The sequence below is a fragment of the Nocardioides oleivorans genome, assembly GCF_004137255.1.
Lineage (GTDB): Bacteria > Actinomycetota > Actinomycetes > Propionibacteriales > Nocardioidaceae > Nocardioides > Nocardioides oleivorans.
On the sequence record NZ_SDWT01000003.1, the window covers coordinates 59,579 to 75,405 of the forward strand.

Consider the following 15,827-nt stretch of genomic DNA (forward strand, 5'->3'; position numbering starts at 1 on the left):
TACTCCGCGTGATGAGGGGTCGGATCCGGGGTCTCGCCCTCTGGGGTGGTGCCCGGGTGAGGGGCCGCTCGATGCTCCCGACCCTGCACGACGGTGACCTGCTCCTGGTGCAGTACGACGCCCGGCCGCGCCCGGGCGACCTCGTCGTCGCCCGCTTCGTCGACGGCACGGTCGCGGTCAAGCGTGCGGTCGAGAGGCGTCGTACACGCACGGACGGGGCGGGCTGGTGGCTGCTCAGCGACAACCCGGACGAGGGCGTCGACTCGCGCCACCGCGGGGTGGTCGCGGAGCAGTCGGTGCTGGCCGTCGTACGCCTGCGGATGTGGCCTTCGCCACGCGTGGGACGCCACCTGCGCCACCCGTGAGCTGTGCCAGTATCGCCGGCATGGCTTCGCACCCGCACTCCGGCGATCCCGTGTTCGACCTGCACGTCGGCGGCAAGATGGAGACCGTCTCGACGGTCGCCCTCACCGGCCCCGACGAGCTCTCCCTCGCCTACACCCCCGGCGTGGCCCGGGTCTGCGAGGCCATCGCCGCCGACCCGTCGATGACGCAGCACTACACGTGGGTGCCGAACACCGTCGCGATCGTGTCCGACGGCACCGCCGTGCTCGGCCTCGGCGACATCGGCCCGGCGGCCGCGATGCCCGTGATGGAGGGCAAGGCCGTGCTCTTCAAGCAGTTCGGCGGCGTCGACGCCGTGCCGATCTGCCTCGACACCACCGACGTCGAGGAGATCATCGAGACGGTGGTCCGCCTGGCCCCGAGCTTCGGCGGCATCAACCTCGAGGACATCTCCGCCCCGCGGTGCTTCGAGATCGAGGCGCGGCTCAAGGAGCGGCTCGACATCCCTGTCTTCCACGACGACCAGCACGGCACCGCAGTCGTCGCCCTCGCCGCCCTGACCAACGCGCTGCGCCTCACGGGCCGTGACGCGGCCACCGTGCGGGTCGTGGTCCAGGGTGCCGGCGCCGCCGGCGTCGCGGTCGCGCGGATCCTGCTCGAGGCCGGCGTGCGCGACATCGCCGTGCTCGACCGCCAGGGCGTGCTCAACTCCGAGCGGGCGGACCTCACCGAGGTGAAGGCCGCGCTGGCGCGCGACACCGCCGACGTCTTCGGCCGCCGCGGCACCCTCGCCGACGTGATGGCCGGCGCCGACGTCTACATCGGCGTCTCCGGCGGTCAGGTGCCCGAGGAGATCGTGGCCTCGATGGCCGACGACGCGATCATCTTCGGACTGGCCAACCCCACGCCCGAGGTGCACCCCGACCTGGCCCACAAGTACGCCCGCGTCGTGGCCACCGGTCGCTCGGACTTTCCGAACCAGATCAACAACGTCCTCGCCTTCCCGGGCATCTTCCGCGGCGCCTTCGACGTGCACGCCACCGCGATCACCGAGGGCATGAAGGTCGCCGCCGCCACCGCGCTCGCCGAGCTCGTGGGCGACGACCTCAGCGAGGACCTGGTCATCCCCTCGCCCTTCGATCCCCGCGTCCCCGGTGCCGTGCGCGAGGCCGTCTCCGCCGCTGCCCGCGCGGACGGGGTCGCGCGCCGCTGAGCGCAGCCGCGGGGGTCAGGACCGCAGGTCGGGGATGGGCGTGCCCGACTCCCAGAACCGGTGGAGTGCCGCCCAGTACCGGGCCGAGGTCGGTCGCAGCCACGGCGCGAACGCTTCGGGGTCCAGCCCGCGCGACGTGACCGTGTCCATCTGCATGCCCTCGAGGTAGCCGATGACTCCCAGCTCGCTGACGTAGTCGTCGCCCTCGGTGACGAGGCGCTCGACCAGGTCGAAGAGGACGTCGAAGCCGTCGGTGCGTCCGGCAGCGAGCTCGTCGGCCAGCCTGCTGACGACCGCACCGGCGTCGAGGTAGCCCAGTCGCCCACCCGGGCTGTCCGGGTCCGCATTGTCCTCCGCTGCGTCCTGCCAGGCCTCGGCGATCCAGCCCGAGGCGGCGACCAGCAGCCCGGGGACCTGTGCGGCAGTGATGGCCATGGCACCTGAGTATGGACGGCGGAGCGCGGTCTTGGCGCGACGGGGAGGATGAGCAGGTGACCCCACCGGACAAGACCTGCGCCTCGTGCGGGCGTCGGATCCAGTGGCGCAAGAAGTGGGAGCGCGACTGGGAGCAGGTGCGCTACTGCTCGAGCGCGTGCCGGCGTCGCGGGGTGACGCCCGTCGACCAGGCCCTCGAGGACGCGCTCCTCGAGCTCCTGGGGGCAGCAGGCGCCATGCTCGTCGACGTGGGCGAGGCCGCGGGTGCGGTCGCAGCGGCCACCGGCACGCCGCGCCGCGAGCTGGACGAGCCGGCCCGACGCGCTGCCCGCCGCCTGGTCGATCGGGGCGAGGTCACGGTCGTCCAGGGTGGCCGGGTCGTGGACCCGTCCACGGCCAAGGGACCGATCAGCGTGCGCCGCGCCCGCTAGGACCAGCCGGCAGCGCGCCCCTCCGCCTCAGAACCCGAACGACGGCTCCGGTGCGGCAGCGGTGCGCAGCGCCCGGGCCAGGTCGGCGTACGCGCCCGGGCGGTGCTCCTGCACGAGGCCCGCGCGGAGCAGGTTCGCGACGGAGCGTCCCAGGTAGCCGGCGCCCAGGACGGCGGCGTCGAGCGCGACGTCGGCCGCGGAGTCGGTCCGCACCGCCGTGCCTTCGCCGCCGGAGGCGACCACCTGCCAGCGGCCGGCGTTCCACGGTGCGTGGCGGTCCGCGACCTCGACCACGACGTCGCAGTCGTCCTCGTAGGTCCGCTGCGACCACGCGGCCGCCAGGTCGACGACCCGGATCCAGGTGCTGTCCCAGGTCTTCACGGTGCCAGTCCCGCGAGGCCCGCCGACCCAGTCGAGCACCGGGTCGTCGGTGGCGACGGCGTCGACCTTCGTCGTCCCCATCAGGTCCAGGTCGACGAGGCGCCGGAGCAGCGCCAGCCGGGCCGCGGGTCCGCCCGTGAGCAGGCCGGCGGTGACCGTGCCGGAGGGCCGGGCGTCGTCCCACTTGTGCTCGCGACGGAACGCCACGGCGCCCACGTCACGGCCCTCGCGGCGGGCGAAGAGGATGCGCCGGCGCTCCTTGTCGCGCAGCTCGGCGGCCGACTCCGAGCCGAAGAGCCGGGTGAAGTCGGAGGACCCGATGATGGTGCCGGGGGCACCCGGCGCACCGGCACGCGCACAGTCGCGCCACCGGTCGGTCGCGCCCGGCGCCGAGCTGTCGACGAGGTGCGTCGTGATGCCGGCGACCTCGTCCTCGAGGTGGGGAGCGGTGAAGGTGGTGCCGCGGCCCACGTGCACCTGGAGCTGGAGGGCCGCCATCCCGTAGCCGAAGCGTCCGTAGATGCCCTGCTCGCTGGCGTGCAGGGCCGACAGGGCGAGCCCGGCGTCGCGCGTGCGGGCGAGGTGGTCGGCCATCATCGCGGACAGCACGCCGCGGCGGCGCACGTCCGGGTGGACGCCCACCCAAGTCAGCCCCGCGATCGGCACCAGGGCACCGCCGGGCAGCGCGAGCTCCATCGGTCGGACGCCGTAGATCCCGCTGTGCCGGTCGTCCGGACCGTCGGGCAGGTCGGCCACGAAGCGCTGGTCCTCGGGGAGGCCGAGCCGCAGGTGGTCGGCGTCGGCCTCGCCGACCTCCCCGAACCACACCAGCTGGTCGGTGGCCAGGAAGCGGGCGGCGTCCTCGGACGGGCGTACGTCGATGCTCACGGGGCCAGCCTTTCGCCCGTGCGGGGGACCTGCAACCGGTTAAGGAGGCCCACTCGCTAGGGTCGGAGGATGTTCGCCGTCTACGCCGAGACCTTCTCCTTCGACGACCCGCTGAGCGGCCTGGTGGTGGGGGAGCGGCCCGATCCCGAGGCGCCGGACGGGTGGGCGACGGTGACGGTGAAGGCGGCCAGCCTCAACCACCACGACCTGTGGTCGCTGCGCGGTGTCGGCCTGCGCGAGGAGGCCCTGCCGATGATCCTCGGCTGCGACGCGGCCGGCCTCGACGAGGACGGCAACGAGGTCGTGGTGCACGGGGTGATCGGTGACCCGGCGTGGACCGGCGAGGAGGCCGACGACCCCGGTCGCTCGCTCCTCTCCGAGCGTCACCAGGGCACGCTGGCCGACCGGGTGATCGTGCCGCGGCGCAACCTGGTGCCCAAGCCCGCCTCGCTCTCCTTCGAGGAGGCCGCCTGCCTGCCGACCGCGTGGCTCACCGCCTACCGGATGCTGTTCGTCCAGGGCGCCTGCAAGCCCGGCGAGACGGTGCTCGTGCAGGGCGCCGGAGGCGGTGTCGCCACGGCCCTCATCACCCTCGCCCGCGCCGCCGGCGTCCGCGTCCTGGCCACCAGCCGTGACGAGGCGAAGCGGGCCCGCGCGCTCGAGCTCGGCGCGCACGAGGTCTTCGAGTCCGGAGCCCGGCTGCCGGTGAAGGTCGACGCCGTGATGGAGACCGTCGGCAAGGCGACGTGGACCCACTCGATCAGGTCGCTGCGCCCGGGTGGACGCATCGTCATCAGTGGCACGACGTCGGGTCCCGACGTCGACGACGCAGGGCTCACCCACGTCTTCTTCAAGCAGCTCTCCGTCATCGGCTCGACCATGGGCACCCGCTCGGAGCTGGACGCCCTCGTCCGGTTCCTCGACGCCACCGGCGCCCGCCCCGTGCTGGACCGGGTCCTGCCGATGGAGCAGGCCCGCGAGGGCTTCGCGGCGATGGCCCAGGGCGACCTGTTCGGCAAGGTCGTCTTCACCCGATGACCTCGAAGCGACACGTCATCACCGGTGCCGGGTCGGGCATCGGACTGGCGCTGGCGCGCCGGCTCGCCGAGCGCGGCGACGACCTCGTCCTCGTCGCGCGCAGCCGGGCCCGCGCCGACGACCTCGCCGGCACCTTCCCGGCCGCACAGGTGCTGGTGGCCGACCTCGCCGACCCCGGCACCCTCAACGGCCTCGGGAGACAGGTCGACGGCGGTGTCGACACCCTCCTCCACGTGGCCGGCGTGGTCGAGCTCGCCCCGGTCGAGCGGCTCCGCCTCGCTGACTGGGAGGAGCAGCTCGCGGTCAACCTGACCGCCCCGGCCGTGCTCAGTCGCGAGCTGCTGCCGCAGCTGCGGGCCAGCGGCGGCACGGTGGTGTTCGTCAACTCGTCGGCCGGGCTCAGCGCCGGCGCCGAGTGGTCGGCGTACGCCGCCTCGAAGTTCGGGCTGCGCGCCTTCGCCGACGCGCTCCGCGCCGAGGAGGTCGAGCACGGGGTCCGGGTCAGCACGATCTACCCGAGCCGCACGGCCACGCCGATGCAGGAGAAGGTCCACGAGCAGGAGGGCCGGACCTACGACGCCTCGCGGTGGATCAGCTCGGACACGGTCGTCGACACGATCGTCCACGTCATCGACCTGCCGGGGGACGCGACGATCCCCGACGTGACCGTGCGACCGGTCGCGCCGCGCCCGGGCGCCTAGCCCTCGCGCGAGCGCCAGCTCAGCGCGCCCACGAGGAGCATCCGCAGCTGGGTGCGGGCCTGCTCGAGCGTGCGTGCCTCACCGTCGGGATCCTCGACGAGGCGCTCGGCCATGGTGACCACGAACGACACGATGAGGTCGGCCAGCAGCCCGATGTCGGCGCTGGAGTACTGCTCGGCCGCGCCGCTGCGGGCGATGTCGGTGGCGAGCTCGCGGGTGATCAGCTCGATCTCGTGGCCGATCGCCTCGCGCACCCGGGGCGGACCAGCGGTCCGCTCGCGGGCGATGAAGGCGTAGTGCGAGCGGTTCTCCCGCACGTGCTGCGCCACGATCGGGAGCGAGCCGTCGATGAAGTCGGTGTACTCGGGTGCGTGCCGCCAGACGTCGAGCAGCATCATCCGCAAGGACCGGAAGCTCTCGTCGACCAGCGCGAGTCCGAGCAGCTCGAGCGACCCGAAGTGGCGGTAGAACGCGGTGGGCACGACGCCCACCTGCTTGGCCACCTGGCGCAGGGAGATCGCCATCAGGTTGGAGTCGGCGGCCAGGGCGAGGGCGGCATCGAGGATCGCGCGGCGGGTGCGTTCCTTGCGCTCGGCGCGTGAGCCGTGGTCCTCCTCGGTTGGGCGCCCGGCGTCGCCCGACCCCTCCCTGGTCATGTCGCGATGGTAGGGCATCCGGGCGTCCCGAGGTGGCGGTGAACGACTGTGCACGAAAAGTGCGGCGGATCACGTGAGCCGCCATTGACGGCCGGAACGCCACGGGTCATTGTTGAGTGAACATACGTTCACCCAAGGAGGACGCGATGAGCACCCTCACCAGGATCGCCCGCTCCCGCACCGTCGCCGCGCTGGCGTCGCCGCACGGCGTGGACCACTACCTCTCGCGGATCAACCCGATGTGGGCCGCGCACGAGGTGCGCGCCCGCGTCGTCGACGTCCACCGGGAGACCGACACGCCCGGCGCACCCGTCGCCACCCTCACGCTCCAGCCCACCGCCACCTGGCGCGGCCACCGCGCCGGCCAGTACGTCCAGGTCGGGCTGGACCTGCCGGGCTCGGCCCGGCGGATGACCCGGTGCTTCTCGATCTCGTCCGCCGCCTCGGGAGCGGGGGAGCAGATCACCCTGACCGTCCGCTCCCACGCGGAGGGCCAGGTGAGCAAGTACCTCGTCGACGCCGAGCCGGGCCTCGTCCTCCACCTCTCGCAGGCGCAGGGCCGGTTCACGCTGCCGGTCAGCCCGGCCACCCCCGGCATCGACCCGCTGCTGTTCATCACCGGCGGCTCGGGCATCACGCCCGCGCTGTCGATGGTCCGCACCCTCCTCCGCGACGGGTACGACGGCAGGGCGGGGCGGCCGGTCACGTTCCTCCACTACGCCCGGTCCGAGGCCGACCAGATCTGTGCCGACGAGCTCGCCCGGATCGCCGAGGACGACAACGACGTGACGGTGCACCTGCGCCACGGCGACGCCGTCTTCAACGAGCTCGAGCTCCGACGACTGGCCCCCGGCTTCCGGGACACCGACACCTGGGCCTGCGGGCCCGCCGGGATGATCGACCTCGTGCGGGCGGCGTACGGCGACAGCCCCCGGCTGCGGCTCGAGCTCTTCAAGCCGCCGAGCGCCGCCAGCGGCAGCGCCGAGGGCGACCTCACCTTCGCCGGCAGCGACCAGCGGGTCGCCAACTCCGGCGCGTCGATCCTCGAGCAGGCCGAGGAGCTCGGCCTCAGGCCGGAGTTCGGCTGCCGGATGGGGATCTGCTTCTCCTGCACCACCCGCAAGACCGAGGGCACCGTGCGCAACGTGCTCTCCGGCGCCGAGTCCTCGCTCCCCGACGAGGACATCCAGATCTGTGTCTCCGCCCCCGTCGGCGACTGCGTCGTCGACCTGTGAAGGAAGGACCCACCGTGAAGACCACCCCAAAGCCCACCCCCAAGCCCACCCCTAAGCCCACCCCTAAGCCCACCCTGACCGCTGAGCAGCTCGAGGCGTTCGGCGAGGAGATGGACGCGCTGCGCCAGCGCGTCCTGGCCGACCTCGGCGAGGACGACGCGGCGTACATCCGCACCGTCGTCAAGCGCCAGCAGCAGCTCGAGGTTCTCGGCCGCGCGCTGTTCTACCTCCCGCCCGCCTGGCCGCTCGCCGTCGGTGCGCTGTCACTGTCCAAGATCATCGAGAACATGGAGATCGGGCACAACGTGATGCACGGCCAGTACGACTGGATGGGCGACCCGCACCTCAACTCGCGCATCTACGACTGGGACAACGTGTGCCCGGGCGAGCAGTGGAAGTACTCCCACAACTACATCCACCACACGTTCACCAACATCCTCGGCAAGGACCGCGACATCGGCTACGGCATCCTCCGCATGGACGAGGACCAGGAGTGGCACCCCTACTACCTGGGCAACCCGGTCTACGCGTTCTTGCTGATGGTGTTCTTCGAGTGGGGCGTGGCGATGCACGACCTCGAGGTCGAGAACATCGTCAGGGGCACCCGCACGATGGAGGACAACAAGGAGCTCCACGCCGGGATCATGCGCAAGGTGCGCCGCCAGGCGCTCAAGGACTACCTGCTCTTCCCGGCACTGACCGGTCCGCTGTTCCCGCTGACCTTCGTCGGCAACGCGACGGCCAACCTGGTGCGCAACGTCTGGGCGTTCAACATCATCTTCTGCGGCCACTTCCCGGCCGGCGCCGAGACCTTCAGCCAGGACGAGTGCGCCGACGGACCGGAAGGCCGCGAGACCCGGGGCCACTGGTACTACCGGCAGATCCTCGGCTCGGCCAACATCACGGGCAGCCCGCTGTTCCACGTCCTGTCGGGCAACCTGAGCCACCAGATCGAGCACCACCTGTTCCCCGACCTGCCGGCCCGGCGCTACCCCGAGATCGCGCCCGAGGTGCGCGAGATCTGCGAGCGCTACGGCATCGAGTACACGACCGGCCCGCTGCGCAAGCAGCTCGGCAGCGTCGCGCGCAAGATCTGCCGCCTCGCCCTGCCCGACCGCAGGGCGCCGCAGCCGGGCACGCCCGAGGCCGTACGCCGTCCGCTCGCGGCCTGAGCGGGCCCGGTCGTCGGGGTCCCGGTCGGGGTCCCGGTCGTCGGGGTCCTAGTCGTCCGGGTCGTCGAGCCGCGCCAGCCAGGTGGCGAGGCGCTCGATCGGGATCTCGAAGTCGGGGTGGGCGTCGACGAACGCCTGGAGCTGCTCGGCGAGCCACGCCAGGGTGACCTCCTCGTCACCCCGGCGCTTCTCGAGCTCCTCGATCCCGCGATCGGTGAAGTACACCCGTCCGGCTCCCGTGCCTCAGTAGTCGGTGCCGCTGCCGCGGGGCGACTCGAAGGCCGCGTCGAGGAGCGTCTTCTGCTCCTCGACGTGGCGCTTGACGGTGCCGACCGACGGCGAGGCCGACGACGGACGGGTGATCGGCTCGACCACCTGGTCCAGCTCGGGCCACACGTTGAGCTGGTAGTGCGGCCACGGGCCCATGTTGCGCGGCTCGTCCTGCACCCAGCGGATCGCCTTGAGGTTGGGGTACTTCGCGATCTCGGCCCGGATCTCCGCGAGCGGGTTCGGGTAGAGGCGCTCGACGCGGCCGATGGCGAACGTCGACCCGTTCTCGCGCTTGGCCCGCTCGACCATGAGGTCCCACGTGACGCGGCCCGAGCACATGATCAGCGTCTCGACCTGGGCCGGGTCGGCCTCGCCGTCGTCGAACATGGCGTCGCCGATGAACGGGCGGAACGTGGTGTCCCCGACGAAGTCGGCCGGCTGCGAGGCCGCCTCCTTGCGCTTGAGCATCGACTTCGGGGTGAAGACGATGAGGGGGCGGTGCTCCTCGCCGAGCGAGTGAGAGCGCAGCAGGTGGAAGTACGACGCGGGGGTCGAGGGCTGCGCGACGACCATCGCGTCCTCGGCGCTCATCGTCAAGAAGCGCTCGATGCGTGCCGACGAGTGGTCCGGGCCCTGGCCCTCGTAGCCGTGGGGGAGCAGCAGGACGACGCCGGACTGCTGGCGCCACTTCGTCTCGCCGGCGGAGATGAACTCGTCGATGACGGTCTGCGCGCCGTTGACGAAGTCACCGAACTGCGCCTCCCACAGGACCAGCGCCTCGGGGCGGGCGACGGAGTAGCCGTACTCGAAGCCGAGGGCGGCGTACTCCGAGAGCAGCGAGTCGTAGACGTGGAACTTCGCCTGGTCGTCGGTCAGGTTGGTCAGCGGCGTCCACTCGTCGGCGTTGACGCGATCGATGATCGTGGCGAACCGCGACACGAACGTGCCACGACGCGAGTCCTGGCCCGCCAGGCGGACCGGGCGGCCCTCCATGAGGAGCGAGCCGAAGGCGAGGATCTCGCCGGTGCCCCAGTCGATGGGACCGGCCGAGATCGCGGCCGAGCGGCGTTGGAGCTGCGGCATCACCTTCGGGTGGACGGTGAAGTCGTCCGGCGGGGTGACGTAGCTGTCGGCGATCCGCTTGAGGACCTCCTGGGTGACCGCGGTCGAGAAGTCGCCTGCGGGCTTGTCCGGGTAGTCCGGGACGGTCGTCCACTCGGTCGGCGCCTCCGAGCTGGCCTCGCGCACCTCGGTGAAGACGCGCTCGAGCTGCTGCTGGTAGTCCTTGAGGACCTGCTCGGCCTCCTCGATCGTGATGTCACCACGACCGATGAGCGACTCGGTGTAGAGCTTGCGCACCGAGCGCTTCTGCTCGATGAGGTCGTACATCAGCGGCTGCGTGTACGACGGGTCGTCACCCTCGTTGTGACCGCGACGGCGGTAGCACACGAGGTCGATGACGACGTCCTTCTTGAACGCCTGGCGGTAGTCGAACGCGAGCCGGGCCACGCGGATGCAGGCCTCGGGGTCGTCACCGTTGACGTGGAAGATCGGCGCCTGCACCATCCGCGCCACGTCGGTGGCGTAGAGGGACGAGCGCGACGAACCCGGTGCGGTGGTGAAGCCGACCTGGTTGTTGATCACCACGTGCACGGTGCCGCCGGTGCGGTAGCCGCGCAGCTGCGAGAGGTTGAGCGTCTCGGCGACCACGCCCTGGCCGGCGAAGGCGGCGTCGCCGTGCACCAGCAGGGGGAGGACCGGGAACTTCTCGCCCTGGTCGAGGATGTCCTGCTTGGCGCGGGCGATGCCCTCGAGGACCGGGTTGACGGCCTCGAGGTGGGACGGGTTCGCGGCGACCGAGACCTTGATCTTGTCGCCCGAGCCGGCCACGAACTCGCCCTCGGCGCCGAGGTGGTACTTCACGTCGCCCGAGCCCTGGACCGTGCGCGGGTCGATGTTGCCCTCGAACTCGCGGAAGATCTGGCTGTACTTCTTGCCGACGATGTTGGCGAGCATGTTGAGCCGGCCGCGGTGGGCCATGCCGATGGTGACCTCGTCGAGGCCCGCCTCGGCGGCCGCCTCGCAGATCTCGTCGACCAGCGGGATCGTGGTCTCGCCGCCCTCGAGGCTGAAGCGCTTCTGGCCGACGAACTTGGTCTGGAGGAACGTCTCGAACGCCTCGGCCTGGTTGAGCTTGAGCAGGATGCGCAGCTGCTCCTCGCGGGGCGGCTTCACGTGCGGCTGCTCGACGCGCTCCTGGATCCACTTGCGCTGCTCGGGATCCATGATGTGCATGTACTCGATGCCGGTCGTGCGGCAGTAGGAGTCGCGCAGGATGCCGAGGATGTTGCGCAGCTTCATGAAGCGCCGGCCCTCGCCGCCGAACGAGCCGGTGGCGAACTCGCGGTCGAGGTCCCACAGGGTCAGCCCGTGCGACTCCACCTCGAGGTCGGGGTGGCTGCGCTGGCGGTACTCCAGCGGGTCGGTGTCGGCCATCAGGTGGCCGCGGACGCGGTAGGCGTGGATCAGCTCGAGGATCCGGGCCTGCTTGACGATGTCGTCGTCGTGGGAGGCCACGACGTCGCGCGACCAGCGGATCGGCTCGTAGGGGATCCGCAGCGAGCGGAAGATCTCGTCGTAGAAGTCGTTCTCGCCGAGCAGCAGGCCGTGGACGCGCTTGAGGAACTCACCCGACTGAGCACCCTGGATGACGCGGTGGTCGTAGGTCGAGGTCAGCGTCATCGCCTTGCTGATGGCGTTGCGGTTGATCGCCTCGTCGGAGGCGCCCTGCCACTCCGGCGGGTACTCCATCGCGCCGACGCCGATGATCGCGCCCTGCCCGGCCATCAGGCGCGGCACCGAGTGGACGGTGCCGATGCCGCCGGGGTTGGTCAGCGAGATCGTGGTGCCCTGGAAGTCGGCGACGGTGAGCTTGCCGTCGCGTGCCTTGCGGACCATCTCCTCGTAGGCGGTCCAGAAGGCGGCGAAGTCCATCGCCTCGGCACCCTTGATGCTCGGCACGAGCAGCTGGCGGGTGCCGTCGGGCTTCTGCATGTCGATCGCGAGGCCGAGGTTGATGTGCGCCGGCGTGATCAGGTTGGGCTTGCCGTCCACGACCTCGAAGCCGACGTTCATCTCCGGCATCGAGCGCAGGGCACGGACGAGCGCGTAGCCGATGAGGTGGGTGAACGACACCTTGCCGCCACGGGCGCGGGCGAGGTGGTTGTTGATGACGGTGCGGTTGTCCCAGAGCAGCTTCACCGGGACCGAGCGCACGGAGGTCGCGGTCGGGACCGTCAACGAGGCGTCCATGTTGGCCGCGGTGCGGGCCGGGGCGCCGCGCAGCACGGTGTAGGTCGGCTCGTCGCTCGCCTGCGTCGGAGCGGCGGGCTTGGCGTCCTTGGCGAGGGGGGTGGCGGTGCCCTTGGCGGGCTCGTCGGCCTGCGCGACGGGGCGCGGGGTGGACTTCGCGGGGGACTTCGCGGCGGCGGCAGCCGGGGCCGGCTCTGCGGCCTTCGCGGGGGCGGCGGCGGGCGCGGGTGCCGCAGCCTTCGCGGGAGCGGCGGCGGCCGGAGCCGGGGCTGCGGCCTTCGCGGGAGCCTTCGCGGGAGCGGCAGCCGGGGCCGGCGCGGCGGCGGGATCAGCCGCGGGGGCGCTCCCGTTGCCGAAGTACTTCACCCACTCCGGGCCCACGCTCGCGGGGTCCTTGTCGTACTGCTCCTTCATCTCCTCCACGAGCCACTCGTTGGCTCCCAGGTCAGAAGACGGAGCAACCGAGGACTGGTTGCCGGACGGCCCGTTCGGGGACTGCGCCACGCTTGTTTCGCCTCTTTCAGATCTCATCGCGCAAGGGTGTGACAACTGTGCCTATCAAGGCGCCCACAAGGCTAGTCGCACACGCACGCAAATGCAGGGGCGGGCTCGTCCTTTGAGGCATGGTGTGGGCCACACCAGATCCGTACCTGTCGGAGACGTCATGCCAAGCAGCTCGTGGGCACGCCGCTGCGCCGGACTCGCGCTTGCCCTCCTCGTCCTTCCCACCACCTCCCTGGGCCTCGTCGCCTGCCAGTCCGAGGTCGACCCGTCGGCCTCCTCGCCGGAGCGGCCCAGCCGCGACGACGCGCAGGCCACCCTCGCCTCGCACCCGGTCGAGACGCGGACCAGGATCCACCGGGTCTTCGGCCGACTGCCCGACGCGCGCCGCAAGGCCGTCCGCGCGCAGGTCGGCTCGGTCGTCGACGCCTGGTGGGAGGCGTCGTACCTCGGCGGCAGCTATCCGCGCTCCGACTTCCCGCAGGCGTTCCCCGGCTTCACGAAGGCCGCCGAGAGGCGCGCCCGCTCCGACAAGGCCCTGCTGACCAACCAGACGCAGGGCCCGCGCATCGACTCGGTGAGCGCCAGGCACCGCATGATCGCGCTCGACATCCTCGCCACCGACCGGCAGGCGCGGTCGGCGACCGCGTCCTTCGTCCTGAAGTTCGAGACCGGTGGTGAGCTGGTCGGCACGACCACCGTCCGCGGCCGGCTCTTCCTGGTCCGCCGCGACGGCGAGTGGCGGATCTTCGGCTACGACGTCGCGAAGGGATCGACCCGATGAGCACCCACCTCCAGCCGACCGCCGTACGACGACTGCGCCGGGGCGCGAAGGCGCTCGTCCTCGCAGGGGTCCTGGCCGTCACGGCGCTCGTGGTGCCGCAGTCGGCGGTGCAGCCGACCGACGTCGCACTCGTGAAGATCCGCCACGCCCAGGGGGTCGCGGTCGGCAGCGAGGACGTCGTGTGGATCCTCGCCGTGGGCTCCGACGCCCGGCCGGGCGAGGTGATGACCCGCTCGCGCGGCGACGCGCTGCAGCTCGTCGGCATCAACACGCGCACCGGGTCCGCGACCGCGATCGGCGTGCCGCGCGACTCGTGGGTCGCGATCCCCGGCCACGGCCGGGAGAAGATCAACTCGGCCCTCTACTTCGCCGGACCGCGCGGCATGGCGGGCGCGATGCGCAACCTGGTCGGGATCGAGCCCGACTACGTCATGGTGACCCGGTTCCCGTTCTTCGAGGACATGGTCGACGACATCGGTGGCATCACCGTGGCCAACCCGCGCCGCTTCTCCGACCCCTACCTGAAGAAGGAGGGCTTCGCGAAGGGCCGGATCCACCTCAACGGCTACAACGCGATGGCCTTCTCCCGGATCCGCAAGGGACTCGCAGGCGGCGACTTCGACCGCTCGGCCAACCAGCAGCGCACGCTGCGCGGCATCCACGCCCGGATCCGCTCGCAGGCGTCGAGGCCCGGCTTCATCGAGCGCGGCGTGATGACGGTGATGGAGCACATGGACACCAACGCCTCGCCCGGTGAGCTGTTCGAGCTCGCCCAGGCGGTCGCGCAGGTCGACCCGTCGAGGATCACCACCTGCGTGGTGCAGGGCCGGGTCGGCTACGTCGGCGCGGCCAGCGTGGTCTTCCCCGACATGGCTCAGGCCCGCCGGCTCGGCCGCGACGCCCGCGGCGACGCGGCCCTGGGGCACTGCTGAAACCGAGGGACGGACGCGACGTCGGGTCACACCCCATGGCTGACCCGACGCCGCTGCTCGTGAACTCTACGGTCGATGCCCAGATCACGCGCCCGGGCAGGCGGCCCTACTTGGCGTAGATCCGTCCGGCCGTCCGGGCCAGGTCGATGACGACGGCCTCGGAGTAGAGCGTGATCCGCAGGGCGATCACCTGCGAGCCGCGGTAGCCCGTGTCGACCAGCTGCCGCTGGATCTCACCGATGCCGTTGGGCAGCTCGACGACCTCGCCCGGGGCCGGGACGGGGACGGCCTGCCCGCCGACGGTGATCGCACCGATCGCCGTCGAGATCTTCGAGGTCACCCGCTTGCCGGTCTTCTGGCGCATCGCCGCACGCGAGCTGACGTCGGAGACGACCAGCTGCGCGCTCGGGATCGAGACCGAGGAGATGGCCGTGCGGGACCACCCCTTCGCCACCTTCTTCGCCTTCATCTGGTCGCCGTTGACCTGGTAGGTCACGCCGTCGAGCAGCACCGGGACGGGCACCAGCTGGCTGGCGGCGGCGACCCGGTAGGTCTGGGTCCTCCCGCGCGATCCCTGGCAGGGGAGCGCCTTGTGCTGGACGTTGCCGAAGCGCAGGGCGCCCTGGAGCGCCTGGTAGTCCATCGCCGTCCCGCCGGAGCGGAAGACGCCGACCGGGGCGGGCCCGCCCATGCGCACCCGGGCCGTACCGAGCTCGACGAGCTGGCGGCGCTCGCCCGCGGTCACGTCGATGCGCAGGGCCGAGGCCTGCGACTGGGCGTTGTTCGCGTTGGCGCGGCCGTTCTCGTAGCCGAGCGCGATGCTGCCCAGGCCGGGGATCTGGATCGGCTCGGTCACGTCGCTGAGCACCTGGAAGACCTGCTGGGCGGCCTGCTGGGTGCCGGTGAACACGGTGTCGGTGACCTGGTCCAGCGGCGCCAGCAGCTGCTGGAGCTCGGGCGGCAGGCTCTCGACGAGGGTGTTGTCGAGGAGCTCGAGCGAGATGCTCGCGAAGGTGAAGCTCTCCGCGTGGCCGTAGCCCTGCGGGGTGTTGAAGGCCTCGGCCGTGGTCTGCAGGCCCTTGATCACGAGCTTCGGCGTGGTGAGCGGTCCGACCGTGCCGCCGATCGTGATGTCGCCGATGGTGTTGGTCCCACGGACGCCGTGCTGGTTGCCGCTGGCGTAGGTCTCGGTGCGGCTGGTGCTCGCCGAGACGTGGATCAGCGGGTTGTCCGGCACGGACGCGACGCTCGTCCTCTCCACCACCTGGCCGACGGCGCGGGTGCAGAGCTGCTGGGCGTGGGCGTCCTTGAGGTTGAGCGCCTCGACGCTGTCGGTCACCAGCTTCACGCCGTAGACGTCGCCGCGGTAGCCGAAGTCGCTGAGCTGGGCGGCCTGCGCCGCGCGCTCCGCGGTGGCCGCCGGCACGGCGGACGCGGAGCCGCCGGTGAGTGCGAGGCCGGCGGTGAGGCCGAGCGCGGTGGCCCGGACTGCGAGGGCGCCGCCGAGTCGGCGCCTGGTCGTGCTGTTCATCG

The 15,827-nt window shown here is 71.6% G+C and carries 15 protein-coding genes; 9 read left to right on the forward strand and 6 right to left on the reverse strand.

All coding sequences use genetic code 11. The features are described 5' to 3' along the window. Positions 1–11 precede the first annotated feature (11 nt). Both EUA93_RS18935 and EUA93_RS18940 read left to right on the forward strand, forming a co-directional pair. Complete coding sequence (locus EUA93_RS18935; RefSeq protein WP_129402055.1) at positions 12–365, forward strand: S24 family peptidase; 354 nt, start codon at positions 12–14, stop codon at positions 363–365. Between the two features lie 20 nt (positions 366–385). Then, on the forward strand, positions 386–1,558 hold the full coding sequence (locus tag EUA93_RS18940; RefSeq protein WP_129401909.1) for an NAD(P)-dependent malic enzyme: 1,173 nt from the start codon (positions 386–388) through the stop codon (positions 1,556–1,558). Positions 1,559–1,573: 15 nt separating this feature from the next. Here the strand turns inward: EUA93_RS18940 and EUA93_RS18945 are convergent, their stop codons facing one another. After that, on the reverse strand, positions 1,574–1,993 hold the full coding sequence (locus EUA93_RS18945; protein ID WP_129401910.1) for a DUF7674 family protein: 420 nt from the start codon (positions 1,991–1,993) through the stop codon (positions 1,574–1,576). A gap of 56 nt (positions 1,994–2,049) precedes the next feature. On the opposite strand from EUA93_RS18945, the gene EUA93_RS18950 reads away from it, so the two are divergent. Beyond that, positions 2,050–2,424 carry a DUF2256 and DUF3253 domain-containing protein gene (locus EUA93_RS18950; protein ID WP_207208862.1) on the forward strand — a complete coding sequence of 125 codons (375 nt, stop codon included), beginning with the start codon at positions 2,050–2,052 and terminating at the stop codon, positions 2,422–2,424. Between the two features lie 27 nt (positions 2,425–2,451). Here EUA93_RS18950 and EUA93_RS18955 read toward each other — a convergent pair whose 3' ends face one another. After that, complete coding sequence (locus EUA93_RS18955) at positions 2,452–3,693, reverse strand: GNAT family N-acetyltransferase (protein WP_129401912.1); 1,242 nt, start codon at positions 3,691–3,693, stop codon at positions 2,452–2,454. A gap of 69 nt (positions 3,694–3,762) precedes the next feature. On the opposite strand from EUA93_RS18955, the gene EUA93_RS18960 reads away from it, so the two are divergent. Further along, entirely contained in the window at positions 3,763–4,731 is a 969-nt protein-coding gene (locus tag EUA93_RS18960; protein ID WP_129401913.1) for a zinc-binding dehydrogenase, read from the forward strand. Continuing rightward, positions 4,728–5,432: an SDR family oxidoreductase gene (locus EUA93_RS18965; protein ID WP_129401914.1), complete on the forward strand. Its 705-nt coding sequence runs from the start codon at positions 4,728–4,730 to the stop codon at positions 5,430–5,432. Before EUA93_RS18960 ends, EUA93_RS18965 begins: the two co-directional genes overlap by 4 nt. Here the strand turns inward: EUA93_RS18965 and EUA93_RS18970 are convergent. Then, positions 5,429–6,088, reverse strand: a complete 660-nt coding sequence (locus EUA93_RS18970; protein WP_129401915.1) for a TetR family transcriptional regulator — start codon at positions 6,086–6,088, stop codon at positions 5,429–5,431. The two genes, EUA93_RS18965 and EUA93_RS18970, sit on opposite strands and share 4 nt — an antisense overlap. Positions 6,089–6,234: 146 nt before the next feature. Between EUA93_RS18970 and EUA93_RS18975 the strand changes: the two genes are divergently transcribed. Both EUA93_RS18975 and EUA93_RS18980 read left to right on the forward strand, forming a co-directional pair. Beyond that, positions 6,235–7,323 (forward strand): ferredoxin reductase, encoded by a 1,089-nt coding sequence (locus EUA93_RS18975; RefSeq protein ID WP_129401916.1) that lies wholly within the window; start codon positions 6,235–6,237, stop codon positions 7,321–7,323. A 14-nt stretch (positions 7,324–7,337) separates the two neighbouring features. Beyond that, on the forward strand, positions 7,338–8,495 hold the full coding sequence (locus tag EUA93_RS18980; protein ID WP_242497519.1) for a fatty acid desaturase family protein: 1,158 nt from the start codon (positions 7,338–7,340) through the stop codon (positions 8,493–8,495). 48 nt (positions 8,496–8,543) lie between these two features. Here EUA93_RS18980 and EUA93_RS21685 read toward each other — a convergent pair whose 3' ends face one another. Further along, the gene (locus EUA93_RS21685) at positions 8,544–8,720 is read right to left on the reverse strand and encodes a DUF6104 family protein (protein ID WP_165355232.1); all 177 of its coding nucleotides are present in this window, start codon (positions 8,718–8,720) and stop codon (positions 8,544–8,546) included. Positions 8,721–8,738: 18 nt separating this feature from the next. Continuing rightward, entirely contained in the window at positions 8,739–12,608 is a 3,870-nt protein-coding gene (locus EUA93_RS18985; protein WP_129401917.1) for a multifunctional oxoglutarate decarboxylase/oxoglutarate dehydrogenase thiamine pyrophosphate-binding subunit/dihydrolipoyllysine-residue succinyltransferase subunit, read from the reverse strand. 133 nt (positions 12,609–12,741) lie between these two features. On the opposite strand from EUA93_RS18985, the gene EUA93_RS18990 reads away from it, so the two are divergent. Together EUA93_RS18990 and EUA93_RS18995 are read left to right on the forward strand one after the other, a co-directional pair. After that, positions 12,742–13,362: a hypothetical protein gene (locus tag EUA93_RS18990; protein ID WP_129401918.1), complete on the forward strand. Its 621-nt coding sequence runs from the start codon at positions 12,742–12,744 to the stop codon at positions 13,360–13,362. Further along, on the forward strand, positions 13,359–14,294 hold the full coding sequence (locus EUA93_RS18995) for an LCP family protein (RefSeq protein ID WP_129401919.1): 936 nt from the start codon (positions 13,359–13,361) through the stop codon (positions 14,292–14,294). The genes EUA93_RS18990 and EUA93_RS18995 overlap by 4 nt, the downstream gene beginning before the upstream one ends. 106 nt (positions 14,295–14,400) lie before the next feature. Here EUA93_RS18995 and EUA93_RS19000 read toward each other — a convergent pair whose 3' ends face one another. Then, positions 14,401–15,825: a choice-of-anchor P family protein gene (locus EUA93_RS19000; protein ID WP_129401920.1), complete on the reverse strand. Its 1,425-nt coding sequence runs from the start codon at positions 15,823–15,825 to the stop codon at positions 14,401–14,403. Between the last annotated feature and the right edge of the window lie 2 nt (positions 15,826–15,827).